General features: G+C 39.1%; 23 protein-coding genes. All 23 read left to right on the forward strand.

Annotated elements, in window-relative coordinates; genetic code table 11:
• Window positions 1–116: 116 nt before the first annotated feature.
• On the forward strand, window positions 117–2,366 hold the full coding sequence (gene recD2, locus FPZ44_RS24280; RefSeq protein ID WP_144994856.1) for an SF1B family DNA helicase RecD2: 2,250 nt from the start codon (window positions 117–119) through the stop codon (window positions 2,364–2,366).
• Window positions 2,367–2,503: 137 nt separating this feature from the next.
• Entirely contained in the window at window positions 2,504–3,613 is a 1,110-nt protein-coding gene (locus FPZ44_RS24285; protein ID WP_144994858.1) for a hypothetical protein, read from the forward strand.
• 116 nt (window positions 3,614–3,729) lie between these two features.
• Window positions 3,730–4,014, forward strand: a complete 285-nt coding sequence (locus FPZ44_RS24290; protein ID WP_144994860.1) for an HU family DNA-binding protein — start codon at window positions 3,730–3,732, stop codon at window positions 4,012–4,014.
• Window positions 4,015–4,095: 81 nt separating this feature from the next.
• Entirely contained in the window at window positions 4,096–4,239 is a 144-nt protein-coding gene (locus tag FPZ44_RS26620) for a hypothetical protein (RefSeq protein WP_186786228.1), read from the forward strand.
• Between the two features lie 76 nt (window positions 4,240–4,315).
• A complete protein-coding gene (locus tag FPZ44_RS24295; protein WP_144994862.1) occupies window positions 4,316–4,513 on the forward strand; it encodes a YonK family protein in 198 nt (65 codons plus the stop codon).
• A gap of 2 nt (window positions 4,514–4,515) precedes the next feature.
• Window positions 4,516–5,769 (forward strand): metallophosphoesterase family protein, encoded by a 1,254-nt coding sequence (locus tag FPZ44_RS24300; protein WP_144994864.1) that lies wholly within the window; start codon window positions 4,516–4,518, stop codon window positions 5,767–5,769.
• A gap of 70 nt (window positions 5,770–5,839) precedes the next feature.
• Complete coding sequence (locus tag FPZ44_RS24305; protein ID WP_144994866.1) at window positions 5,840–6,742, forward strand: hypothetical protein; 903 nt, start codon at window positions 5,840–5,842, stop codon at window positions 6,740–6,742.
• Complete coding sequence (locus tag FPZ44_RS24310) at window positions 6,732–8,399, forward strand: DNA-packaging protein (RefSeq protein ID WP_144994868.1); 1,668 nt, start codon at window positions 6,732–6,734, stop codon at window positions 8,397–8,399. Before FPZ44_RS24305 ends, FPZ44_RS24310 begins: the two co-directional genes overlap by 11 nt.
• A gap of 14 nt (window positions 8,400–8,413) precedes the next feature.
• Window positions 8,414–9,901, forward strand: a complete 1,488-nt coding sequence (locus tag FPZ44_RS24315) for a hypothetical protein (protein ID WP_261378534.1) — start codon at window positions 8,414–8,416, stop codon at window positions 9,899–9,901.
• A gap of 15 nt (window positions 9,902–9,916) precedes the next feature.
• A complete protein-coding gene (locus FPZ44_RS24320; protein ID WP_144994872.1) occupies window positions 9,917–11,476 on the forward strand; it encodes a hypothetical protein in 1,560 nt (519 codons plus the stop codon).
• 40 nt (window positions 11,477–11,516) lie between these two features.
• Window positions 11,517–12,005 carry a hypothetical protein gene (locus FPZ44_RS24325; RefSeq protein WP_144994873.1) on the forward strand — a complete coding sequence of 163 codons (489 nt, stop codon included), beginning with the start codon at window positions 11,517–11,519 and terminating at the stop codon, window positions 12,003–12,005.
• Between the two features lie 115 nt (window positions 12,006–12,120).
• Window positions 12,121–13,098, forward strand: a complete 978-nt coding sequence (locus FPZ44_RS24330) for a hypothetical protein (RefSeq protein ID WP_144994875.1) — start codon at window positions 12,121–12,123, stop codon at window positions 13,096–13,098.
• A gap of 81 nt (window positions 13,099–13,179) precedes the next feature.
• Window positions 13,180–13,935 carry a hypothetical protein gene (locus FPZ44_RS24335; RefSeq protein WP_144994877.1) on the forward strand — a complete coding sequence of 252 codons (756 nt, stop codon included), beginning with the start codon at window positions 13,180–13,182 and terminating at the stop codon, window positions 13,933–13,935.
• Window positions 13,936–13,940: 5 nt separating this feature from the next.
• The gene (locus tag FPZ44_RS24340) at window positions 13,941–14,366 is read left to right on the forward strand and encodes a hypothetical protein (RefSeq protein WP_144994879.1); all 426 of its coding nucleotides are present in this window, start codon (window positions 13,941–13,943) and stop codon (window positions 14,364–14,366) included.
• Window positions 14,363–14,659, forward strand: a complete 297-nt coding sequence (locus FPZ44_RS24345) for a hypothetical protein (RefSeq protein WP_144994881.1) — start codon at window positions 14,363–14,365, stop codon at window positions 14,657–14,659. Before FPZ44_RS24340 ends, FPZ44_RS24345 begins: the two co-directional genes overlap by 4 nt.
• Window positions 14,660–15,316 (forward strand): hypothetical protein, encoded by a 657-nt coding sequence (locus FPZ44_RS24350; RefSeq protein WP_144994883.1) that lies wholly within the window; start codon window positions 14,660–14,662, stop codon window positions 15,314–15,316.
• Entirely contained in the window at window positions 15,316–15,801 is a 486-nt protein-coding gene (locus tag FPZ44_RS24355; RefSeq protein ID WP_144994885.1) for a hypothetical protein, read from the forward strand. Before FPZ44_RS24350 ends, FPZ44_RS24355 begins: the two co-directional genes overlap by 1 nt.
• A gap of 15 nt (window positions 15,802–15,816) precedes the next feature.
• Window positions 15,817–16,563, forward strand: a complete 747-nt coding sequence (locus FPZ44_RS24360) for a hypothetical protein (RefSeq protein WP_144994887.1) — start codon at window positions 15,817–15,819, stop codon at window positions 16,561–16,563.
• A gap of 90 nt (window positions 16,564–16,653) precedes the next feature.
• Window positions 16,654–17,409 carry a hypothetical protein gene (locus FPZ44_RS24365; protein WP_144994889.1) on the forward strand — a complete coding sequence of 252 codons (756 nt, stop codon included), beginning with the start codon at window positions 16,654–16,656 and terminating at the stop codon, window positions 17,407–17,409.
• Between the two features lie 135 nt (window positions 17,410–17,544).
• Window positions 17,545–18,048 carry a hypothetical protein gene (locus tag FPZ44_RS24370; RefSeq protein WP_144994891.1) on the forward strand — a complete coding sequence of 168 codons (504 nt, stop codon included), beginning with the start codon at window positions 17,545–17,547 and terminating at the stop codon, window positions 18,046–18,048.
• A 5-nt stretch (window positions 18,049–18,053) separates the two neighbouring features.
• On the forward strand, window positions 18,054–18,548 hold the full coding sequence (locus tag FPZ44_RS24375; RefSeq protein WP_144994893.1) for a hypothetical protein: 495 nt from the start codon (window positions 18,054–18,056) through the stop codon (window positions 18,546–18,548).
• A gap of 9 nt (window positions 18,549–18,557) precedes the next feature.
• Window positions 18,558–19,559, forward strand: a complete 1,002-nt coding sequence (locus tag FPZ44_RS24380) for a tyrosine-type recombinase/integrase (RefSeq protein WP_144994895.1) — start codon at window positions 18,558–18,560, stop codon at window positions 19,557–19,559.
• A 20-nt stretch (window positions 19,560–19,579) separates the two neighbouring features.
• Window positions 19,580–20,005 carry a hypothetical protein gene (locus FPZ44_RS24385; protein ID WP_261378535.1) on the forward strand — a complete coding sequence of 142 codons (426 nt, stop codon included), beginning with the start codon at window positions 19,580–19,582 and terminating at the stop codon, window positions 20,003–20,005.
• Window positions 20,006–20,059: the final 54 nt, after the last annotated feature.

The raw sequence follows: 20,059 nt of genomic DNA on the forward strand, positions 1-20,059 counted from the left end.
GTATTTAAAACCGTTCAAACCTTTCACATAATATAAAAGGGATTTTGCAAATAATACTTGATAGAAGCCAAAGAAAGTACTATAATACAGTAAACAATTATGTTTGGAGGTAAACTATGTCTGATGAACAATTTGAGATAGTCTTGATTCCGCAAAGAAGGTTATTCCCAAAACCTTTCGCTGAATACAATGACTTCGGTATCTTTGGAGTAGAGGTAGTAGAATCGCAAAATTGGGATTTAGTAGAACTTAATCCTTATGGAAATATCACTATTAAAGGTGGAATGCCTGATTTACAAATCGGGAAGCAGTATACGGCTATGGTCAGCCGAAAGAAAGACCCTAAGTTCGGTTTAGGGTACGAAGTGGTCAATGGACAGATCTACATGAAAATGTTCACCACTCGCGAAGAACAGGTTACATTCCTTTCTTCTATATTAAGTGACTTTCAAATCAAAGCCCTCACATCTGCCTACCTTAGTGGCAACTTGGTTGACTTAATCAAGGAAGACAAGCTTGATTTAGCTATCGTAAAAGGCGTTGGGGAAGCTACTCTGGCGAAGATAAAGGATAAGATACTGGCAAATGAGAAATACCAGAGAGCAATTATCACTTTAACAGGGGAATATGGGATACCGTATAGCTCCGTCAAAAGGCTTTGTGACAAGTATGGCTCACCAGATATGCTTATCGACAAGATAAGCGAGAATCCATATATACTCACTGAATTGGATGGATTCGGCTTCAAAAAGGTCGATGAGATGGCGTTAAATATGGGTATGGCGAAAGATTCAAAGCATAGAATAGTTTCTTGTACTGAATATGTACTAAGTGAAGAATCCAGCAATGGTCATTGCTGGATGAAGTTAACTAGGTTAATTAATGAATCTATTAAACTTTTGGAGTTAAGTATTGATAGCATTAAGGATGCATTGATTTCGGAAGCACATTCTCAGAAGTATGTTGTAGATGAAGAAGAAAACATTATCTATCTACACGAATACCACAAGTATGAACTGCAAATTAAGGAGAATGTAGTTAGATTGCTGAACGCAAAGTTTGAGCATAAGGTTCATAATCTGGATGCCATTATCGCTCATGTGGAAGAGAGGCAAGGATTCCTGTTTACCGATGAACAGAAGCAAGCGATTGTTTATGCTATTGAGCATAATATTCTTATAGTTAATGGTAAAGCTGGTACAGGTAAAACGTCAGTAATAAAAGGTATCGTTGAAGTACTTAGAACGATTGAGGGACTTGAATACGCTACATGTGCTCTGTCAGGAAAGGCAAGTCAAAGAATTCAGGAATCAACTGGTCTTGACGCTTATACGATCCACAGACTATACGGATATAACCCTCAAATGGGATGGATGTATGATGAGTATAATCATTTACAAAAAGACATTATCATCCTCGACGAAGCATCAATGGTAAACTCCGAATTGTTCTATTATGTGATGAGAGCAATAAAGGATGGAGCCAAACTTATTATCACAGGTGATACAGCGCAGTTGGAGCCTATTGGAGTGGGCAATGTACTCGTAGATTTATTGGAAAGTAATAAGGTTCCGAAAGTAGAACTGACGATTGTACACAGACAAGCCCAAAAATCTGGCATCCTATCTTGTGCCAATCTCGTAAGGGAAGGCAAGAAGTTTATTGGCAATAAGGATTATGGGTTTCAGAGACTTGGCGAGTTGCAAGATTTGTATCTTTGGTCTTATGATGATGGCGACAAAATATTTAAGCAGACAATGGCTATTGCCAAGAAATTCGGAACAGGTAATATTCTTGATTTCCAGATCATTGTTCCGATGAAGACCAGAGGAAAGAATTGTGCTAAGAATATTAATGAAGCATGTCAGAAGTTATTCAACCAAGATCCTGAGAATGTAGACCTACGAAACAAAATCGAGAAGAAGAATGTTTCGTTTCTCGAAGGTGACAAAATAATTCTCAATGGTAATAACTACGACAAGGGTGTCTTCAATGGAACGATCGGAATCATCAAGTACATCGATTCTACATATGTAAGCAAAGATGGGGAATCCACAGGGGAAATCGTAATTGATTTCGAGGGCATTGGCGATATTAGATTTACAAAGGCTGAGATGAATAGGGTTGACTTAGCTTACGCCATAACAGTTCACAAGAGTCAAGGTAGTCAATGGAAGTATGTTGTATTCGCAATGGATTACTCATCTTATAGAATGCTAAACCGCCAGTTGACTTATACAGCTATGACAAGGGCTAGTAAGGCGTTGTTTATGCCAGTAGAGTTGAAAGCTTTACAATTCTCTATTGAAACGAACAAGTCTACAAAGCGACAAACATTCCTGCCAAAAATGCTTAAATGTGCATAAGATACCGAAGATAGTAGCCGCCAAATTTGTGCGGCTATTTATCGTAAAAAAGTTTAAATAGGTAGTTTGCGGGTACTAAAGAAAGTACTATAATAGAACTACAAACAACAATAATACACCAAGGGGTGCTTGAATATATGAATAAACTATCTGACCAATTAAATTACACACTCGTTAACATCGAAGAAAGAATGGAGCTTGTGATGAAAATCGTAGTAGAGAACGACAAGCAATTGGTTGATTACTACGACAATCACTACAATCCTCATATCAATCAAACTGGATTATTGAGCGAGAATACAAGAGTAGCTAAAGACCTTGAATCATTAGCAAGCTACCTATTATATGCAAAAGACAGTGATGCTTCTGATGATACAATTACAGATTACCGCCAGAAGCGCAACAACAATAGAGAAGCTTCCATTGAAAAGCTTATGAAAGTAAGAGAGGTTCGCAAGGAGACGAATCGCTCTATCATTAAGACTCCAAAAATCAAAATCAACGACAGAGATAGAGCGCGTTATCCAGAACTTGCGGAGACAGGTAAAGTCATCAAACGAATCACTCATCTCATTAATAGTGGCATAGATTCGACAGGCAGAAAGTTAACTGTATCGGAAATCAAGAAGCTGAAATGGATTCGAACAGATATCCAGAAAGATGAGATTGCTGTCAAGAACGAATTGAAGGGTTACATTCGATTCCAGAATATCACGAAGTCTGACCCTGATTTCCACCAAATGGAGTTTATCCGCTTTGATGATGTGGAAACGATGCGAGTACTTCTGGAAGATTACGCTGAACTAAAAGAGTATTCCTGCGATGATACATTCGGATATTTGAAGATTATCATGTTCGTTTTCGAGGAATTGATTGAGATGACCGAAATCAATGACTACATGAAAGATATCTTGGTATGGAAGGTAGAAGGTCAGTCCTACGATGATATGATTGTCTCTCTTAAAGAGAAGTACAATATCAAGATGACTAAACCTCGGCTCAGCAAGATTACGAGAGAAACGATTCCAACTATGATTGCGGATACGTACAGACAGAAGCGCGAAGATTGGATTTATACATATGTTCTTCGCGGAGAATACAAGACTTGCAGTTGCTGTAAAAACAACTATCTTGCTACCAAAAAGTATTTCAGCCCTAACAAAAGGTCGAAGTCAGGATTGCGACCAATCTGCAAAAACTGTAGGAAAGATAAGTACCAAAATGATAGTGTTGCCAAAAGTGAATAAAAAGTTCGCATCAAATCTCTATTAGTAATGTAGGAGTGTTAGAAAGCCAAAGAAAGTACTGGTTTTTACTAAAACTCACAAAATTATATCTATGAGATAAAAGGAGATGTTTTAAAATGACAAAAGACCAATTCGTTCGTTCGTATGCAGAAGCTAAAGGTGTATCTATCAAGGAAGCTCGTGAGCAAGTAAATGGTGTTTTTGACCATATTCTAGCAGTAGTTCCTACTCTTCAAGATGGTGAGAAACTTGATATCACAGGCATTGTATCTTTCAAGGTTAAGGATGTTGCGGCTCGCACAGTTCGTAATCCGAAGACTGGTGAAGAAGTTGAAAAGGGTGCAACTCGCAAGGTAAATGCAAGCGTAAAAGCGACTCTCAAAAACGCTGTGAAAGCATAATTTAACAAAAAGGGCAAGTCACTTTTGAGTGGCTTGCCCTTTTTGTTGTATGAACTTTAAAAATTCATGGAGGTGGCTTTTATGAAAGAAAGTCAATCTAAGATGAAACGGAAAAAGCCGAAATATATTCGGAACGCAGAGAAGGCACATGATGCTAGTATCTACAATGAAGGTTTCAAACATGGATATCGAATGGGATTAGAAAAGGGTAAATACTTTAAATAGTTTAATGTAGTTAAAAACTAATTTAAAAGACTTTTAAATTATTTTATATAATACATGAGTAAAAGGGGCGATTTTAATGGCAAAAGAACCGAAATCCACACGCACACTGAGTCATGCAGTAAAGGGTTTTTTGAATTTGGAAGAAATGAAGGTTGTTGAAATTCTCGACGAAGGTGAAGAGGTTTCTCACGACTTAAAAGATATTCTTTCGGAATATGATGACAAGGAAGTTGCGCTTTCTATCAGCATGAAAGACAAGCTGGAAGGTGAATAAAAATGCGCTCCTATACTAATAAGGAAGGGGAAGTTGTTGAGGTATCGCAAGAGCATTTGGACATAGCAGTCCAGTTGAAACGCGAACTTCAAATGGCTTCTCCAAGCCATCGAACCAATTGGGTCACTCATCAGCGTCTAATGCAAGCAGAAGGGTTTTATGACAGTGAATTCAGCGAGAACTATCGCCAGATGATTAAGTCATATCAAGTTTCCACAGGCACAATTGAGAGCCGCGAGAAGCAAGCTGATTTGGTTGCTGATTCCAAGCTAAATTCAATCAAAGAAGCTGTTGGCGAGATGTACTTCACTAAGAGGGAAGTACAGATGGAGAGCTTAAAACTTGGAAGATTGAAGCGCGAAATGACTTTATTTGGTGTAATCGCAGAACAGGTTCGGGAAGCTTTGCTCACAGAGTTAAATGAGATAATCCCGAATTATACTTACAAAGACAGACTTCCAACGAGTGCTGGTCGCATGGTTGTCCTTCTTTCTGACTGGCATATTGGCGCAACTGTCGATAACGTCAAAGGAAACAGTTTTAATTTTAAGATTGCCCAAGCGCGTGTAAGCAAATATCTTACTCGTATTAAGAAGATTGCTAACTACGAAGGCATAACTGAGATTGACGTTGTTTGCATGGGTGATATGACAGAACACATAGCGATGCGTAAGGTGAATCAAGCACACGAAGCTGAATTTCCTCTTGCTGTTCAAATTGTCAAAGCATACGAATTAATTCGTGATTTTATTGTCAATTTGTCGGACGAATTTAACGTCACATATCGCGGAATAGGTGGCAATCATGACCGCATGAACGGAGATAAAGGTGACAATATTGACGGAGATTCCACAATCTTCGTCATCAACTTTATGGTTAAAGAATTTGTCGAGAAGTCGAAAGCTGAACGACTTTCTTATGTAGAGGTTGACCACATCAATTACAGCACATCGTTCATCGTGAATGGATATCAAATGAAGTTTGTCCATGGAGATAACGAGAAGGGTAATAAGAAGCTTGCAAGCCATGCCGACATTGATAACACTAACTACAATGTATTGGCTATGGGTCATTTGCATCATCACTCTGTAAAAGAGGTTGGACAGAACAAATATGAAGTTTACGTTGGCTCTCTCCAAGGTGCAAATAACTACGCAATGAAAGGTAAATTCCTTTCTAACGCTTCACAGGGCATTATTATCGTCAATGAAATAGGCGAAATCGATATTAAGCGTATTGATTTACAGAATGTTTAATGGATGCCAACAAAAGGGCTGTCAACAATTATGTTGGCAGTCATTTTTTTTATTTGAAAGAGGTGATTTAATGGCAAACAGAAAAGTGTGTAAAGGTGAGTGTGGAAAAAACAAATTGTTAAATGACTTCTATACATCTTTGAGCATAATGTTCGATGGTCATGTTCCAGTTTGTAAAAAGTGTTTAAAAGATATGATTGACGAAAACAATATCGAGTCAGTGAAGACTACATTGCAACGTATCGACAAGCCATTTATTGCAAAGGTGTGGAAATCGGCAGAGGAAAATGAGAGCGATACAGTAGGCACATACTTCCGAATGATTAATTCTTTACAGCAATACAAAAATTCGAGTTGGGCTGACAGTGATTTTGAAGGCGAAAATCAGACAGATATCTACAAACATAAATTTGATGATATCGACAATATGGACGAAATCACTACGGATGATGGCGTAATTAAGCTGTCGAAAGATATCGCAATGAAGTTCGGTTCTGGCTACACAAACCGCGAGTATTTGACAATGGAGAAATTCTATAAGGATATGTCTTATAGCCATGACATCAATACTCCACAGTTGAAGAAGCAGTTGGTGTATCTCTGCAAGCTTCAAATTTGGATGGACAGGTCGCTAGAGTCAGGGAACGATAGCGCATTCAAGAACTACAACGACCGCTATGAGAAGATTCTTCAATCATCTGGTTTCCGACCTATTGACAGGAAGAGTGCAAGTGAAACATCAGGACTTTTGAGTTTTTCACAACTATTTGAGCAAGTTGAAAGGAGTGGTTATGTTGAGCCTAAACCTATTGAAGAACGCATGGACTTGGTTGACATGGCAATATTGGCGCATCTCAATTATGTACGCCAGCTTATTGGTCATGAGAGATTGGCAAACCTTCCTGCTGATGTGTCGGAAGAGGTAAATAGTGCAAATGGTGTTTTGTTAGGAGTTGAGAGCGATGAGGGATAGTAGAGCGAAGTCCTTTGAGCAGATGCAACCCGAATGGAAGAAGTATCTTGCTCTTTTCAGAAGCTATCCTGATTTGTTTATCGACATGATTAACCCTGATTCAAAGCGATTCAAATTATTCTTTTATCAAAGATTGATTCTGAGGATTATCTTTCGCTACCGCAAAACGTATTTCACGCTTACTCGCGGTAGTTCAAAGTCTTTCCTACAAATACTCGCTTTGATGCTTCGTTGTATCATGTATCCCGAAATCAAATTGGCGATTACCGCACCACAAAAGCAGATGGCGGCTCAAATTGCTCAACAGAATATAGAGTCAATTTGGTCGTTCCTACCATTGCTGAAAAATGAGTGTAGAAGTATAAGGTTCGAGAAAGATTACACAAAATTGATTTTTCACAATGGCTCTGTTCTTCACGTAGTTGCCAATAGTGAGTCTTCGCGTGGTCTTCGTGCAAATGGACTTAGCGTAGAGGAAATTATCCATGAACGATTTGACGAAGAAAGCTACAACTCTGTACTCCTTCCAATCATGGCAAACAATCGTGTAGCGGCTTGCGGTGGAGAAGACCCATATGAATTGCATAAGCCTATTACTGTTGTTACAACAGCAGGGACGAAACAAAGCTTTGCATTCAGTGTCTTGAAAGAATATCTATACGATATGGCACATGGGAAATCTGCTTATATTCTTGGGGCAGGATATGAGTTGGCGACAGGATTCGGATTGCTGTCTCTGGATTACATCAATGATTTGAAGGAATCTCCAAACTTCAACCCAATCTCATTCTTGCGAGAGTATGGTTCTATCTGGTCTGGTTCAAGCGAAAACTCTTTGGTTGACCTTGAAACATTCCGTAAAGCAAGGGTTCTGAATCATGCAGAAGAAAAGGCTGTCAATGACAAAAATATCGAATATGTCCTTGCGTATGACGTTGCTCGTAGCGAAGGAAATGCGAATGCTCAATCGGCATTGGTTGTCATTAAATTGAGTCCAAAGGGCGATGGCACATACTCCAAACACGTAGTAAACATCTATACGTTTGAAGGCACTCATTTTAGGGAGCAAGCGTTGTTCTTGAAGCAGAAGGTTAATGATTTCCGCGCAAGAATCCTTGTTGTCGATGCCAATGGTTTGGGTCAAGGCTTGATTGACCAATTAATCCTTGAAATTGACTCCAATCCTCCATACGAAGTCGTGAATGACGAAAGATACGCCAAGTTTAAGACTTCTAATAGTGTACCGATGATTTTCGCGATTAAGTCGCAAATGAAGGACACTAACGCGAGTGATATCCATAACTTGTTTATACAATGGATGGCTAACAATCAAGTTAAGTTCCTCGAATCGGAATCCCAAGCCAAAGCGAAGATGAAGAACAAAGATATCGAAAAACTTGCTGAACTGTTGCGCCCACATGTGATGACAGACTTCCTCCAAGAAGAAATCATGAATTTGGAGTATAGACAATCTGGTCACAGAACGGAAGTAAAGCAAGTATCGAAATCTATCCAGAAAGACCGATTCTCTGCGTTAGAATATGGGTTATTTTGGGTCTACCTCGAAGAACAACGTAATAAAACGTTGCGCGAAGAGGATATTGGTGATATCTCATCTTTCTTTATGGGAAGGGGTGTTAAAAAACCATCACGATGAAAGGAGGATTTTCCATGAACGAAAATCCACAATTTGTGCGAGAGAGTGTTGTACTGGATTATGCTAAGTTGACCGAATTGGTCATTAAAGACCTTAGTAAAAACAATAATACAACCACTAAAACGTACACGAAGAATAACGTTTCGACCTATCTAGGGAATCCGAAACGTTATTCTAAAGAACTGCAAGGCATGAGTGCATACTTGTATGATGTGAGTCCTCATTATCGGAGACTGATTAACTATTACGCTAAAATGCCGACACTCGACTACTATGTTGAGCTTTATGGCTTAGACACATCAAAGAATGTGAATACGAAGACTCTTCGTAATAACTACAACAAAGCAATGGAATTTGTTGAGTTGATGAACATTCGTCACGAATTTGGTAAAGCTCTCGTATCCGCGTGGAAGCTTGGAACTTTCTATGGTTTCGAGCTGTACACGAAAGACTCTTATTTCATTAAAGAGTTGCCTTTCGACTTTTGCCAAATTAGTGGAATTGCCGATGGAGTTTACACTTTTAGTTTTGATGTATCCTTCTTCGAACGCAATGCCAATGAGTTAGAGTTGTATCCAAAAGAGTTTAAAAAGATGTTTAACTCTTATAAATCTGGCAGTAAACCGAAGTGGCAAGAAGTTGACCCTGCAAGGTCTATTTGCATTAAGGTCAATGAGGAAACGTATTACGACATTCCTCCATTCGCAGGATTGTTCGGAGATATTTTTGATATTGAAGACTATAAAGCTTTGCGAATGGCAAGCGCAGTAATCGGAAACTACAAGTTTATTATCGAGAAGATTCCAATTAGAGAAGATTCTGATAAGAACAATGATTTCAAGATTGATTTGAAGACTGTTTCGATGTTCCATAACAAGACTTCGAGCCTTCTTCCTGACGAAATAGGAATTTTCAGCACTCCCTTTGAAATCGACACGATTGAATTTAGTAAAGATAAGTCAGAAGTGGACAATGTTGCGAACTCTGAAAATGCTTTTTATACAGCGGCAGGAACAGCGAAGCAATTGTTCAATCCAGAAGGAAGTTCGTCTTCTACACTGGCTAAATCTATCAATGTTGACGAGGCAGAAGTGTTAAGTGTTCTGAGACAGCTTGAACGAATCGGAAGTGGAAAACTCAAAAATGAGATTAGCGGCTCTTTCAAGTTTAGGCTCAGAATACTCAATAATACAATCTTTAATTGGAGAGAAAATGTAGAGACTCTTCTAAAGAATGCTCAGTATGGTCTTCCTGTTAAGTTGATGCTTTGTGCGTGTCTTGGTATCTCTCCAAGCGCAGTTGTTTCTATGAACTTCCTCGAAGAACAAGTGCTAATGCTTTCAAGTAGTTTCGTTCCACTTTCCTCTTCGCATACCCAAAGTGGTGGAGTAGAAGGGGATAACTCCAACTCTCAGGGCGGCAGACCAGAGATGAAAGACGATGAACTTTCTGAACAAGGCGAAGCACAACGAGAAGGAGAAAACAACGCTAATAGAGAGTAAAGGGGGTGAGAAACAATGAAGAATGTACTCAAATCTATTCCTGTTCTGTTCGAGAAGGTAGACCAAATTGATACTCGTTTTCAGAAGGTGAAGATTTGGCTCATGCACATAGGGCAGAACTACAATAATAGTATCTTCATGAAAGAGTCAGTAGAAGAAGCAATGAGTACTCTAAAAAACACTCCAATACTTGGTTATATTGAAGAGTCGAGATTGGGAGACAAAGATTTTAGAGGACACGAAGTTGAGCTTGTTGTTGAAGGTGGAGAACTGAAAACCAAGTACATCGGACAAGCATTTGGAGTAATCCCTGAGAATTGTAATCCTCGATTCGAGATAAAGAAAGGTGACTTCGATAATGAATTGGAGTACCTAGTAGTCGATGGATTGATGTGGACGAAATTCGATGATGGAGTCAACATCCTAAATACTCATGGTGGAGTTCCGCAGTCGATGGAATTACATGATGATTACGATGGCTACTTTAATGACGAAGGCGTATTCGTATTTACAAGATTCTCATTCTATGGTGCTTGTTTACTAGGTCAAGATGTTCTTCCTGCCATGCAGAAAGCGAGTGTCGAGGTATCGTTCTCGGCAAACGTTAATGTCTATCAAGAAGAAATTGCTCGGAAGCTTGAAGAATTTCAGATGGCTTTCAGTAATAAAAATCAAGACAAGGAGGTGGAACAAAAAATGACACTTGAAGAGTTACTGGCTAAGTACGCCACTACTGTTGACGCATTATCGGAAATAGGCGTGGAGGTAAACACTTATTCTATTGAGGACTTGGATGTGAAGCTTGCAGAAGTGTTCGCCAGCAAGGAAGACGACGAAGATGACTCTGACAAAGATGATGAAAAAGGTTCTGACAGTGATGAAGATGAGGACGATGAGAAAGAGAAAGATGAGAAAGATTTTTCTCAAGAAAAAGACTCCGAGACTGAATCAATACCTGACAAGTTCACTTTGAACTTTGAATTATCTCATGATGACATTCGTAGTCAACTATATACTGGTCTTGACCAACACATTGCAACAGCAATTGGTGGTGAAGAAGAGTGGAGTTGGAACTACATCGTATCTGTTTATGACACACACTTCATTACAGAAGATGATTATGGTCGAAAGTTCCATAAGGTCGAATACAGCAGAGAAGGCGACAGTATCGCTCTTGGCAATGTAAGCGAAGTATACGCAATGTTCCTTACTAGCGATGAGAAAGGCGCACTTGAACTGATGCGCTCTAGCTTCGAACAGTACGAGAAAGAGAATACCGAACTGAAAGAGTTCCAAGCGAACGTTCTTAAAGGACAGCATGAAGCTTTAGCAGAAGAGGTTATTGCTCAATTCGATAAGCTTACAGAAGATGATGTTACGGAGATTCGAGAGAATATTCACAACTCTACTTTAGAGCAAATCGAATCTAAGTGCTTTGAGATGGTTGGTCGTAAGACTACAAAATTCTCTGCACCAAAAACCACATACAGCATGAAGATTGGTGTTAACGCAAACCAAGATTCTCCTAGCCCAAGTGGTTACGCTCATCTCTTCAAAAAGCATGGGCTTTCCTAATACAAATTAATCTTTTATTTTCTAAAGGAGGAAATAAACAATGGCAGTTATTCGTTTGGATAAGATTACTGGTGGACACTTAGAGTCAATCCGTCACACAGCAGTATTGAAGAATGGTCATTTTGTTCAGCTAGGCTCCCTTGTGAGTGGCGAAACAGAGTTGTACACAGTTGAAACGGCACAGGTTGCGGCAGACTTGAAGAAAGAGTTCTTGCTTCATGCTACGCCAGAGGTTATGGCTGACCCTCGTCAAGCTGGACTTAAACACTTCCAAGTTGAAGCTGGCGAAGCAGGACGCGCTTACCACTTGGTAAAAGGTGATGTTATCACTTTGACAGCAGACCTCATTGATGGCACTCCTGTAGTTGACCAGTTTGTAGTACCACAACTAAACTCTCTGAAACTTGAAGCATCCCCTGATGGTCTTCAGGGTACTGACGAAACTAGTCTGGTACTCGAAGTAGTTCGCAAGACTACACTTGGCTTTGACAACGCTGACGCGTTCCAACTTCGTGTAATCAAGGCTTAATAGAAGCCAAAGAAAGTACTGAAATGATTAAATAACCCTATCTTGTATAGGGTTATTTGTCATGACTTGAATGTCACACAAAAAATATTTGATTTATTTTAAGGAGGAAATACAGATGCGCGAAATCGCTAAATTGGCAATTGACGTATACAAGAACCAAGGAGAAGCAACTAAATTCTCTCGCACAGACGCAATGGAAGTTCTTCGGAAAGAATTAGTGGAAGCTAATGGTGGTTCTGATAAATTGACACCTAAATCCTTCCGTAACAACCCACAGTTGTTTGCAATTCTGGAAGAAGCACTCGACATTTTGGTTGAGGAAGGTATCAAAGGTCAATTCGACACGTTTGTAGAAACGGTTGTAATTGAGCATGGTGACGCGAAAGTGTTCACAATCGAAGAGAATCGTCTGTTTGACGTAGCCATCGTTTCCGATGGTAATGGCGACCTTCGTCGTGACCGTTTGGACGTTGGCGAACTGACAGTTAAGACTTACATGATGGGTGTAGCTGTCTACGAAGAACTTTCTCGCTTGCTTGCTGGTCGTCAAGACTTTGCAAAATTGGTTGAGAATGTAGCTCGTTCTTACGAGAACAAAATCCAGAATCTAATCTACGATGCTGTTTACAACAGCTACAATCAATTGGGTTCCACTTACGCTATCTCTGGTACATTCAGCGAAGCTAAATTGGATGAATTGATTGCTCACGTAGAAGCCGCAACTGGCATGGAAGCAATGATTCTTGGTACGAAATCGGCATTGGCTAAAATCAACTATGGTACTGAGTCTGAGAAATCGAAAGAAGCACGTAACGACTTCGGTTTTTATGGCAATTTCCATGGTACACCGATGATGGCTATCAAGCAAGCGCACAAAGTTGGTTCTAACGACTTTGCAATTGATAATGGTTTCATCATGGTCGTTCCTAAATCGCCTGACAAGTTCGTTAAGCTTGTAATGGAAGGCGACTCGATGATTATCGAGGGAGATGGCTCCAACCGTAAAGATATGCAACGTGAGTACACCTTCATTAAAAAGGCTGGTATCGCGGTGCTGTCTGCGGCTAAGTACGGTATCTACCGTATCTCCTAATTGGGAGATCATACGCAAGGGAGACTTAGGTCTTCCTTGCTTTTTTATTTATCAAAAGAGAGTTAAAGGAGATGTTTTAATATGAAAACAAAGGCACAGTTGATTGAAGAGATTTTGAGCATCAAAGAAGTGGATACGAAGTCCAATCTCATGAAGCTGTCTCTAGCAAAGCTAGAATCACTTCTAAGCGAGCTAGAAGACGAACTGGTACAAACACCTTCAGAAGACCTTGTAACGAAACAGGCAACACCACAGGTGGACATGCAAGCGCTTATGGAACAGATGAAGCGCGAGTTGATGCCAGCCCTGTTGGAGCAAGCGCGCAAGGAAGTAGAAGCAGAGCGACCTAAAGCAGAAAAAAGTACCGTCCAAAAAAATATTGTTAAGCGTGAAGAAATCGACCGATTTGAGCAGATTCCAGTGATGAATATCACGAATGGCACATTGGTTTACGCATCTCGCAAAACTGGTGCAGAATGGATTTTCACTGACTATGGCGACATTGAGTACATGGAATTCCAAGAGCTTCTTACAATGCGTAGTTCTCAACGTCGATTCTTTGACGAGCCTTTCCTGTTGGTTATGGATGACAGAGTAGTTGAACATCTCGGACTTACGAAGATGTATCAAAATATTAAGAATCCAGAACAAATCGACGTAATCTTCAAAATGAATCAACCTGAGTTTGAAGAAATTGTTGATAAGTCGCCAAAGGGAATTAAGCATCTCATTGTTTCCAGAGCAAAAAAACTTTATGACAGTGGAGAATTGGATTCGGTTAAAAAACTGAATTTTATCAATAGTCGATTCCAGACAGATATTGGTCAAAGGGGGTAATGTAAATGACAACTCCCCTATCGGAAGTCTATGACTTCTTTTTAACGAAGGTCACTGATTATTCGTTTATCAGCCTTAATGAGACTGGCGATTTGGAGTCAGTCTTGTACAAGCATCTTAGGAGCGCAATTGTTCGATTTACTGGTTCAGCGAAAGACTTGACAGTTGATAAGAGAGAACAACAGTTTTTATCAACTCTTGATGATTTCGAGAAGGAAATACTCGCTACTTTAATGACCATTAGCTATACATCAGGCAAGGTTACGCACATCAAAAACATGGAACAAATCCTCTCCGACAAAGAATACAAAATTTACTCCACAGCAAATCATTTGAGTCAATTGCTTTCATTGAAGAAAGACCTAAATTTAGAAGCTTCCAACCTAATGGTTAGCTATTCATATCGGAATGGCTTAGACGATTTAGAATGAAGACGCAATATGGAATAATCAATGAAAATCAATTAGATGCTTATATGTCAAAGTTGATTGGAAGAGTCTTTAAGATTATTCCAATGAACGAGGAACAAGTAAGCACACTTGAAGCGTATGTGGACTCTCTATTGAGAGAATTGATGGGGAATTCGAAGCTATTTCTAGGAGAAGAATTGCTTTCGGTGTGCGGAACACTAAAGGGTCTTGATTATAGCGACCACAGGTTATTAAAAAGTGATGTATTCAAAGCGATTGAACTAATCGAAAAAGCAAGAGAGCGAGTGAAGTAAATGGACTTGACTCTATATCAAAAGATGATTGGCGCAAACAACTCTAATATGACACAGGCTTACATTAACGACTCCATCTCTCATGTTAACGATATGTTTAGTAAGTCTCCCTCTTACAGAAAGGTCGTGATTGATGGAGTCGATTCTGATTGTATTATCAATCGAAAAAAGTCTCATCAAATGGATTTACTTCTCAGACCAAATTTTACTATCGACAAAGGTTCGTATGTGGTTCTTGGTCTAAATACTTTTATCGTTATGGACTTTATCGAAAATGAAATATATCCGAAGGCTAACGTCAATCTTTGTAATAGGTCATTGCGTTGGAAAGATAGTCAGGGTGAGATTAAAGAATACAAGTGTTTCGTCACAGGTACGACATACGAAGAGGATGACGCAAAGATTGTGTATAACTCTGATGGAGAACTCACTGTTCAAGTGCAGTTCAATGACGACACAAAAGCCATTAAACCTCAAATGAGGTTTATTTTTGATGAAAGTGTTTATGAAGTTACTTCGATTGACACTGCATCGAAAGTTTACAATGGCAAAGGCTTCATGAAGCTTATTCTGAAATTCACTAATACGACAGATACAGATGATAAAGACAATCAAATTGCTGATTCTAGCGGCAATTCAGGATGGGGTGGATGGTAATGAACTTTGAAAGATTATCATCGAACATCATCGCAATTATCGGAGAAGTTCTGAGAAATCAACAACTCATTAATCATTTGGGTTGGAATGGAGACAATCCATCTACCCAAATGATTAATCCTGCATTGCTTGCTCCAAGGGGAACAAGCGAGAGAATCTTTCCGTATCCATTCGATACTACATTTAAAGATGATGTTCGAACTCAGTTGCACATCTATTATCCGCAACTGAAATTCGAAAATAATGGCAATGCAGGAAGGGCGGCAATCCTATTCGACATTGTTGTTCATAAAGACATTTGGTTGCTTACTGACAAAGGAGAGAAAATCATTCGCCCATATCAAATCGCGACATTAATCCTTGACGCTTTCAAAGATAAGAACGTTGAGGGTTTAGGAGAAATTCATTTCATTAGTGCAGAACACACAGTTGTCAATGAACAGTTCGAAGGATTTCGTCTCGTTGCTACTACCACAGAATTTTAAGGAGAGTGATTATCAATGGAAGAGATTGATTTGAAACTCAAGCTATTTTCTGGTAGGGCAATAAATGCGGAAGGTTATGGGGACATAATTCCACTCACAATACGAGAGATAGTTGACGTTGGCTATTCTGAATATATGAAGTGTTTAAATATTATGACTTTGACTACGAAAGATTTCTTAGAAGACGCAACTGATGATATCAGCGTTTTTGACCTACTTCTTTTATATGGTGGAGAAGAAATAGAGAGTATTTTTGAAAAGGCTTTATCCCTTTTTTTGAAAGGGGAGATAGTCGTAGATAGGGATGATTTGCGTATCTTCGTTAAGGTTAGCGAGGACACAATCAACATTGTTAACAAAGATAACTATCGCGAAATTCAAGAAGTTATTAAGTGGCAGAACTATATCAATAGCTTTGACGAGAAGAAACTTGATAAGAATTTTGACCCTGCTGACGAGGAAACTCGAAAGCTAAAAGAACAAATGGATGCAGTTGCGAAGCGAAGGGATGAATTGAAGAAAAAGCAAAATCAAGCTGATTTGAACGAAGAGGAATCTGACATTGACTTTTACGACATTCTCTCAGCTATATCTTCCAAGTCATATGGAATTAGCGAATTAAACGTTCTTGATATGACTGTGTACCAAGTGTACAGGAAATTCAAACGTATGGAAATCATCGACCAATATGACATAAGCATCAAGTCGATTTTAGCAGGAGCAAAAGATGTCAAGTTAAGACACTGGTCTAGTAAGGCATAGTTTGTGTCCAAAATCGACAAGTTTCAATGCGTTAACCACTATTAATATTGAGCGCACTAAATATTATTTCTCAAAAGGAGAGGATTGCACATGGCACGTTTTGGTGTTAAGGAAGTAGCAGACGTAATGTTAATAAATCTGCTCACTAACAAAGTTGACCTATTCTTGGACACATTGAAGTTGTCCAATCTCGAAAATGCGGCTGAAACAGTTTACGCTAATGGTGGTAAAGGAGCACCTCGTTTGATTTCGTGGGACTTCGGTCGTACTGCTACGTTTAACGTACAGGATGCTCTTTTGAACCCGAAAGCAATCGCAATGCAAGCTGGTACAGACTTGGAGAAGAAAGTTGAAACGATTTACGAGCGCGTTGTCGCTATTTCAACTGACGATGGTTCTGGTAACTCCAAGATTACGTTGGAGCAAACTCCTGATGTTGGCTCTGTAGAAATCTACGAGACAACTGATGGATATAGTCAAGACAAAGAGGTGACGAAGGCGTCTATTACTGTAACTGGTAACGATGTTACTATTCCTTCCGCATCTTTGGCTGTTGGTAAGCAAGTAATTGTTTACTTTACGTATCAAACGACTGCTGACGCAGAAGTTATCACTCTGAAATCCGACAAGTTCGGTGGTTTCTACCGCGTTGTTGGTAAAACGCTGTGGCGTTCAGAAGCTACTGGTAAAGACGAGAAAGTTCAAATCGTCATTCCTAAAGCTAAAATCAGTTCTGCGTTCACGCTGACGATGCAACCAGATGGCGACCCATCTGTGTTTGACATGAATCTGGATGTTTTTAAAGATTCTTCCAGTACCGATATGGTAAAAATCGTTCGATACTAAAAGTTATAGAAGCTGAAAAAAGTATCGGTAAAAACACTTTAATGGTGAGAGGGGGTAATTTCCCCTTTCACCATTTTTTTTGTCTTCTAAATAAAACTAAAATTTCATCTTTAGAGATTAAAGGAGGAAAAATCAATGACAGAACAAATTCGTAGTCTTGATTTCCAGACAATCGAAAGGGCAAGTGAAAAGTACGCTAATCTACGCGAAGTAGTTGTCCAAATGGAAATTGAGAACGATGAGATTGAGAGTTTCATTGTCGAGATTTACAGATATTTCAGTCCAGTTCAAATTAAGATGTGCGTACAAGAATTGGTTGAGAAACTTGACCATGTTCGGGCGCACAACAAGGGGCAAGTTACTACCATTATGGTTCCTTATATGGTTTTCCTTATCATCAAGCACTTCACTACACTGAAACTGCCAAACCGATTTGCAGAGCAGTTGAAGGCTATCGAACACATGACGAATACAGGTGTTCTATTCCAGATTTTTATGAACATGGATGCAGAACAAATCAATTTGATTCAACAAGAAGTTGCATTTGTTGTTGACAATTTCAATAACAATATGGAACAGGTTGAAGAGTTTAAGAATCAGATTCGTGAACAACTCGTTGATAAAAGCTTGTTGGAGTGATGAGCATGTCGTACAAAAATTTTGATGCGTTAAGAAAAGCGATTATGAAAAAAGCAAAAGAGGGGATGCAAAACAGCGTCCTCCCTGTAGTGCAAAAGCAGATGAAGGATTCGATAGAATCTGAGGTCTACAGTGTTTATACACCTATTGAATACAATCGTCGAGAGTATTCAAATGGAGGTTTGGGCGATATGAATGTCATGAAAGGTTATGCCTTAAATGAGGGTAAAACTGGATTTGACTTCTTAGTTCAGAACGAAGCGAGAGCAAGTGGAGGTAATGGTTTGGTTGCTCCACTCATCATTAAAGGTCAACTATGGGCTATAACAAACAACTACATTTTGAAGCACACAAAAATCCCAAGTTACGAAAAAATGCTTTTAAAAAACTCATATGGATTCACACCTTTCTATGAGCCAAGGGATTTCATTGGTCACACGAAAGACAATCTCGAAAAAACGAAATTAGCTAAGAAATTAAATGACTACATGAACAAGTAGGTGATTCACATGACAAAGAGAAAGTACGTTCGGTACGTAACGAAAGAGAAGCTAGAGAAAGTATCGGACGAAAATAAAATACACATCCAAAAATATTTCAACTATAAAAATATGAATCTTAGTGATTCATCAAAGGTTAGTTATGAGTCTGACTTCAATCAATGGCTTGTGTTTATCAACGATAAATTCGGTAAAGGTAGTCTTGCTACAGAAGATATTCTGAGAATGCTGAAAGACGAAGATGGCATTGAGGATATGGTAGATTTGATTGAGGACTATATTGCCTTCTGTGTCACTGTATTAGGCAATAACGAGCGCAGGATTCAACGAAGGCTCAGTTCGATTTCCTCATTCTTCTTATATCTTCTTAAAAAACGGAGAATCAAATCCAACCCTCTGGACTACATTGAAAGACCCTCAGTTCGCGCAGGAGAGAAGCCGCAGATTACACAGACCTATTTGACCGAAGCACAAGTAGAACAGATTAGAAAGCATTTTAAGAAGACTGACGATATACAACTGGAACTCTACTTCGAGTTGTCATTGTCCACTATGTTAAGGGTGAATGCGATATCAAATATAAAGGTTGACCAGATTGACTTTGAGACAGGCATGATTACTGGCATCAAAGAGAAAGAAGGATATATTGTCGATGGGTATTGTTCAGATGTAACGATGAAGCTGATTAAGAAGTGGCTAGATTATCGAAAAGAAAATGATATCGAAAGCGAATATTTGTTTATTACAAAATACTCAGGAGAGTGGAAGCAAGTAAGTAAGAATACATTGCAGACAGTGTGGACGAAGAAGATTGGCAAGATTATCGACATTCCAGAACTCCATCCCCATGATTTCCGACATAGCGGAAGTTCGCTTCTCTTCAATAAAGGTATGTCTTTAGAAGATGTTCAAGAGCTTTTAAACCACAGGAGTCCTGATACAACATTGAAGCATTACATTAAGCGTGACATGAAAAAGCTTCAAGACGCTAAGAAAAAATTCGAGCTATAAGAGATAAAGGAGTGTTTTAAATGTTGAGAATGAAGAATGAAGAAGTACAACATTTTGCCAATTTCTTAATGACCTTTGAGTTGAAGGGTCGAGAATCGCGTATGCGTACACGATTCGTTAAGTTGCTTGCAGAGCGAATCGAGCTTGTCGGAGAAGAGCACAAAGAATTGCTTCGACAATTTGCAAGATTTAATGAGAATGGTGAACCGATTGTAGTGGAGATTCAAGGACAAAAAGCTTACGATGTGCCTGACAGGGCGGCATTCAATAAGGAATACTTCCTTCTACTAAACGAAGACTTTGTAATTGAAGAGAATGAAGAACGTAAGGAAATGTTGCTATTTATAAAAGATGTAATTTTGAACTGTGATAAGACTTTTAAAGGTAGAGAAGCGCTAGAGTACGACAGATGGTGCGATATTATTGAGGAAATTAAATACGAATAGTGCAATGGGAGTGTTTATACACTCCTTTTTGTTTTTATTTTTAGCATAAAAAGG

Origin of the sequence: Paenibacillus agilis (assembly GCF_007786455.1) — a bacterium.
Classification (GTDB): Bacteria; Bacillota; Bacilli; order Paenibacillales; family Paenibacillaceae; genus Paenibacillus_B; species Paenibacillus_B agilis.